The sequence below is a fragment of the Pseudomonas sp. 37 R 15 genome (assembly GCF_900004865.1).
Taxonomy (GTDB): Bacteria; Pseudomonadota; Gammaproteobacteria; order Pseudomonadales; family Pseudomonadaceae; genus Aquipseudomonas; species Aquipseudomonas fluorescens_AM.
In genome coordinates, this window is record NZ_CVTV01000053.1 from 1 (window position 1) to 341 (window position 341).

1 protein-coding gene is annotated in these 341 nt (G+C 56.3%); it reads right to left on the minus strand.

Features of this window, described 5'->3' with window-relative positions:
* Window positions 1-341, minus strand: a 341-nt coding sequence (locus BFQ04_RS30055) for an immunoglobulin-like domain-containing protein (RefSeq protein WP_256544592.1), incomplete at both ends; no start/stop codon positions are given.

A 341-nucleotide genomic window follows, 5' to 3' on the forward strand; every position in this document is an offset into this window, starting at 1 on the left:
GGTGGTGTTAACCGGCGTGGTGCCTGGAACCAGATTTTCGAAATGCTCGCCACCGGTCACGCCTTTGATAGCGGTGGTGACGGTTTGGTCGCCCTTGTACACATCATCCGGCGCAACAACCGAAACACTGGCGCTCGATTGGTTTACACCGATAGTAATGCTCTGGCCGTTATCCAACGTCACGGTCAACGGGTTGGTGATGTTAGTTACCGGCGCGCCGTTTTTATCCACAAGGCTGGCGGTGTAAACGATGTTGCCGCCTTCGCCGACGGTAGTAGTGGCGGTCAGAACCACATCGACCTTGTCGATGGTGTCGTTGATCGTGGTGGTCGCACCGTTGC